5 protein-coding genes and 1 pseudogene are annotated in these 5,293 nt (G+C 46.6%); all 6 read left to right on the top strand.

What is annotated here, in order from left to right; all coding sequences use genetic code 11:
• The first annotated feature begins 514 nt into the window (after nt 1–514).
• Complete coding sequence (locus HPY81_11490; GenBank protein ID NPV28021.1) at nt 515–1,693, top strand: acetyl-CoA C-acetyltransferase; 1,179 nt, start codon at nt 515–517, stop codon at nt 1,691–1,693.
• Between the two features lie 41 nt (nt 1,694–1,734).
• A complete protein-coding gene (locus tag HPY81_11485; protein ID NPV28020.1) occupies nt 1,735–2,586 on the top strand; it encodes a 3-hydroxybutyryl-CoA dehydrogenase in 852 nt (283 codons plus the stop codon).
• A gap of 47 nt (nt 2,587–2,633) precedes the next feature.
• Nucleotides 2,634–3,767 (top strand): acyl-CoA dehydrogenase, encoded by a 1,134-nt coding sequence (locus tag HPY81_11480; GenBank protein NPV28019.1) that lies wholly within the window; start codon nt 2,634–2,636, stop codon nt 3,765–3,767.
• Between the two features lie 42 nt (nt 3,768–3,809).
• Nucleotides 3,810–4,592: pseudogene (locus HPY81_11475) on the top strand (crotonase).
• 84 nt (nt 4,593–4,676) lie between these two features.
• Complete coding sequence (locus tag HPY81_11470; GenBank protein NPV28018.1) at nt 4,677–5,126, top strand: hypothetical protein; 450 nt, start codon at nt 4,677–4,679, stop codon at nt 5,124–5,126.
• A gap of 52 nt (nt 5,127–5,178) precedes the next feature.
• Nucleotides 5,179–5,293: glutaconate CoA-transferase (locus HPY81_11465; protein NPV28017.1), on the top strand; the 115-nt coding region annotated here is incomplete at its 3' end.

Raw genomic sequence — 5,293 nt, 5'->3', positions numbered from 1 at the left:
AATAAAATGTTAAATTACATTGTGGTTTGGTTTTTGACCTTAATCTAGCGAAAAAAGAGTACATCTAAACGACTAACAATGTTTTACCTTTAACAAAAAAGCTAATTTTGCAAAAGGCTCATAATAAGTGTCGAAGAAATAAATAAGCAAATTATTAAACCAGTTAATATATTATTAACAACAAATAAGTGGCAACATTTTGAATCTATAAGTTTTAGGCTGTATTTTTATTTTGTTACCTTGAATAATGAAGCCTCAAACCTGAACAAATTCATACATAGTAATTACATATAAACAGATAATCATTTATCTGAGTTGAGAGCCAGCGAGCCCCGTCAGACATTGTTCTGCCGAGGGCTTTTTTATCAGGAGAAATTCTTAACCTTAGCTCAGCAGAAAGGTGTCCAGGCCCAGAAACAACGTTTGAGGAAAAGGGTTTTGGTGAGTCGATGGGTATCCCTACTTTACTTAAAAGTTAGTTCATTAGGGACAAAAAAGAGTGAGGTGGAGGGTAATGAGAGAAACCGTAATTGTTAATGCGGCAAGAACCCCTTTCGGCCGGTTTGGTGGGGGATTAAAATCGCTAAAGGCGGTCGATTTGGGGGGAATAGTCATTGCTGAGGCGGTAAAACGCGCTGGTATTGCGCCAGAGCAGGTTGACTATGTATACATGGGCCAGGTTCTCCAGGGTGGCTGCGGGCAGGTTCCATCGCGACAGGCGGCGCGGAAAGCAGGAATTCCCTGGGAAGTACCATCAATCACTGTCAATAAAGTCTGTGCGTCTGGTTTGATTAGTGTGGCATTAGCCGATATGAAGATTCGGCTTGGTGAAGCCGATATTGTGGTCGCGGGCGGCATGGAGAGCATGAGTAATGCGCCTTATGCTCTGCCAGATATGCGGTGGGGAGCCAGAATGATGGATAAAAGAGTGGTTGATCTGATGGTTTATGATGGTTTATGGTGTCCATTCTATGACCGGCATATGGCTGCTCTTGCGTCAGAACAATGTAAGGAGTTTAAAATCAGTCGCGAGGAGCAGGATGAATGGGCACTGCGCAGCCAACTGTACGCTTCTGACGCGATCAAGAACGGCCGCTTAAAAGATGAAATTGTCCCAGTAGAGATCCGTGATAAAAAAAGTTTAACCATTATTGATACAGATGAAGCGCCGCGGCCAGATACGACGTTGGAAGGATTGGCCAAGCTACCGCCGGTTTTCGCTCAGGACGGGTCAGTTACTGCTGGCAATGCTCCGGGTGTTAACGATGGTGCGGGTGCGCTTGTACTGATGGCCAAGGAGAAAGCGATCGAGCTGGGGCTCAAACCGTTGGCGACTATTGTTGGCCATGCTGAAGTAAGCCAGGAAGCACGATATATGGCAACAGTTCCCGGCCTAGCAACTCTTAAACTTTTGAAACAAAAAGGAATGACTGTTGATGATATCAGCCTGTTTGAGGTTAATGAGGCCTTTGCTGCAGTAGTGTTAGTTAGTACGCAAATCGCTGGATGGGATACCAAACGGGTGAACGTTGATGGAGGAGCAATTGCATTTGGTCATCCGATTGGAGCAAGTGGGGCACGAATTTTAATGCACCTTGTTTTTGCTCTGCGGGCCCGTGGAGGCGGATATGGCATCGCTTGTATATGCAGTGGAATCGCCCAGGGTGACGCAATGCTGATTAAAGTAGAATAGAAGCCAGATTTACTTTTCCAGTTCAAAAGGGGAGGATAATCATGGAAATAAATAAGATTATGGTGGTTGGCGCTGGACAGATGGGCAGTGGGATTGCGCAGGTTTCAGCACAAGCTGGTTTTACTACAATTTTAAACGATCTCAACATGGACCTGGTGCAAAAAGGGATCAAGGTGATCGAGAAGAACCTGGCCCGGAACGTGGATAAAGGCAAAATGACCGCTGAAGAAAAAGACACGATCCTTGCCCGGATTATACCTTCAACCAGTTTGGCAGACGCGAAAGACTGCGACCTGGTGATTGAAGCCATTGTCGAAAATATGGCTATCAAGTCTAATGTCTTCAAAGAACTCGATGAAATTTGCCCGTCCCACACTATTTTGGCCTCCAATACATCTTCACTGCCGATTACGGAAATTGCTTCCTACACCAAGCGGCCGGCTCAGGTAATCGGCATGCACTTCACGAACCCGGTACCAGTAATGAGGTTGGTGGAGATTATCAGGGGGCTGATGACAAGTGACGAAGTGTTCAAAACCATTGAGGGTTTGAGTGTGAAGATGGGCAAAGTGCCGGTCGAAGTCAAGGACGTGCCAGGTTTTGTCTCAAACCGAGTCCTGCAGGTCATGATTAACGAGGCGATCTTTTGCCTGTATGAAGGAATTGCTACTCCGCAGGGGATTGACGAGGTCGCGAAACTCGGTATGAATCACCCGATGGGTCCATTGGCGCTGGCCGACCTGATTGGTTTGGACACCGTCTTGGCGATTCTGAACGTTCTTTACGAAGGCTACGGGGATCCGAAATACCGACCCTGCCCGTTGCTTCGTCAATACGTAAAGGCTGGTTGGCTTGGTAGAAAAACTGGTAAAGGATTTTACGAATACAAATGAGTGTTTGGATTTATGCTTATTTCAGCGAATACAAGGAGGAATGAACGATGATCTTTGAATTTACGGAAGAACAGAAAATGCTTAAACAGATGGTTCGAAACTTTGCGGAGAAGGAAATCGCTCCTTATGTAGATGAATGGGAGGAGAACAGCCGGTTTTCCCGCGAGACATTCCAGAAAGCAGCTGGCCTTGGTTTAGCTGGGATGTATATTCCTGAAGAATACGGAGGCAGCGGACTGAATAGTTTTATGGGGGCACTGGTTGTTGAGGAATTGGCTCGGGTGGCGCGGTCAATGAACTATCTGGCTGTTCACAATCTGGTTGTCCGTCAAATTTTTCTTAATGGTACTGAAGAACAACGTCAAAGATATGTTGTACCCCTGGCACGGGGTGAAAAGTTAGCTTCCGTATGTATTACCGAGCCAAATGCCGGTTCTGATATTGGCTCGATGCAGACAACGGCGGTTAGAGAGGGTGACGAATATGTTATTAACGGCACAAAGGTTTTTATCACCAGTGGAGGCGAGTCAGATGTTTACACTGTCTTGTGCAAGACAGATAAGACGAAAGGTTTAAATGGCATGACCTGGTTTATCCTTGAAAAGGGGATGCCTGGCTTCACTTTTGGCAAACCAGAGAAAAAGCTGGCTTTTAATTCTGTACCTGTCTGCCAGCTCTTCTTCGAGAATGTTCGAGTGCCGGTTGAAAACAGGTTAGGGAAGGAAAACGAAGGTTTTAGAAACTTTACCCGGTCGATCAATGGCGGAAGAATAAACGTGGCGGCGGAAGCAGTTGGCGGGGCCCAGGGAGCATTGGATGCTGCCATCGCCTACGCGAAGGAACGAGTTCAGTTTGGGCAGCCGATTGCTTCTTTCCAGGCGATCCAGCACATGTTAGCCGATATGGCCACTGAACTGGAAGCTGCTCGTCTTCTCGTCTACCAAGCGGCTTATCTCTATGACAAAGGACTTCCCTGTGTAAAAGAAGTATCGATGGCGAAGCGATTTGCTACTGACACGTCAATGAAAATCGCTACCGATGCCGTGCAGATTTTCGGCGGATACGGATTTATTAAGGATTACCGGGTTGAGAGATATTTCCGTGAGGCCAAACGAGCCCAGATTGTTGAAGGGACAAACCAAATACAGAGAAATATTATCGCCAGAGAACTGCTCAGGTAATGGGATTAATTAGGAGATTTTCGAAGGAGAGGAGGTAGATAGATGGCCTGGAACACTATTATTTTAGAAAAGGAAGGGAACATTGCTATTTTGACTATTAATCGTCCCCAAGTCCTTAACGCGATTAATGACGAGGTCTTGAAGGAACTGAGCTAGGCGATCGATGTGATTACCGCGGATGATGAGATTTTTGTCATTATTCTCAAGGGGGCTGGCGATAAGGCCTTTGTTGCTGGGGCCGATATTACCTTTGTTCAAAACTTGACTCCGTTAGAAGCGAGGGCATTTGCTCTATTAGGTCAAGCAACTTTGCGTAAGCTGGAGTATATGCCTAAGCCGGTAATTGCGGCAATTAACGGATTTGCCCTGGGCGGTGGCTGTGAGTTAGCCATGGCCTGTGATATTCGTATTGCCACTGAAAAAAGCAAATTTGGTCAGCCCGAAACTAGCCTGGGAGTAATTCCTGGATTTGCTGGGACCCAACGGCTGCCACGGCTGGTGGGCAAAGGACGGGCCAAGGAACTGTTGTATACAGCGGACATGATCAGTGCCGCAGAGGCTTTCCGCATCGGTTTAGTCAACCATGTAGTGGCAGAGGACCAACTCTTGGACGTTTGTAAAAGCATGGCCGGTCGGATTGCCTCAAAAGGTCAGATTGCGGTGCGTTTCTGCAAAGCTGCAGTTGACGAAGGACTGGAGATGGATGTCGACAAAGCAATGGCGCATGAAGCAGATTTGTTTGGGTTGTGTTTCGCAACGGCTGATCAGAGAGAAGGTATGACTGCTTTTATTGAAAAAAGAGCGGCGAAGTTTATCGGCAAATAGCCGATGAATTTCGTAACCAGATTTTTATAGAGGGAAGATTGGTTTTTGTCTACGCGCAGGATTTTCTAGCCCTGGGCGGTACTTTTGGAGAGATGCGAGGAACGAAATGGAATAATTCATCGGGGAGCCAAACTGCTCCATGCGTATGCCGAGGCTACCGTACCTGTGATTACAGTAATTATAAGAAATGCCTATGCTGGTGCGATGATCGCGATGGGGAGCAAGATGCTAGGGGCGGATTACACTTTTGCTTGGCCAACGGCGCATGTTGTGAGTGTGGGGGCTGAAACTGCTGCGAGTGTGATCTTCAGAAAAGAGATTGCCCAAGCCAAAGATCCAGAGCAAACCAGAGCGGAAAGGGTCAAGGAATATACGGATAAGTTCCTTAGCCCTTATTATGCCGCCGCAAGGCAGGATATTGATGACGTGATTGATCCCCGGGATACGAGAAAAGTAGTAATCAGCACTATAGAAGCCACCCTAAACAAGCAAGTGATAAGACCAGCGAAAAAACATAACAATATGCCTTTGTAGCAATTTATTGACTTGAAAAGAAAAAAGCAGGCTTATCAGAGGGGGTGTAACAATGAACGTTCAAAACAAAGTCATGACCCTGGAAGAAGCCATTAGTAAGTTTGTTCGTGATGGCGACTGCATCGCATTCGGCGGTTTCGTGACCAATAAGAAACCGTACGCGGCGG

The sequence above is a fragment of the Bacillota bacterium genome (assembly GCA_013178045.1).
In the GTDB taxonomy this organism is placed as follows: domain Bacteria; phylum Bacillota; class Ch66; order Ch66; family Ch66; genus Ch66.
The sequence above is the reverse complement of the archived record's forward strand: the minus strand, read 5'-3'. Positions and strand labels throughout refer to the sequence as shown.

Coding starts and splice junctions, on each gene's coding strand:
- HPY81_11490 (NPV28021.1), top strand. CDS start 515: ATGAGAGAAACCGTAATTGTTAATGCGGCAAGAACCCCTTTCGGCCGG.
- HPY81_11485 (NPV28020.1), top strand. CDS start 1,735: ATGGAAATAAATAAGATTATGGTGGTTGGCGCTGGACAGATGGGCAGT.
- HPY81_11480 (NPV28019.1), top strand. CDS start 2,634: ATGATCTTTGAATTTACGGAAGAACAGAAAATGCTTAAACAGATGGTT.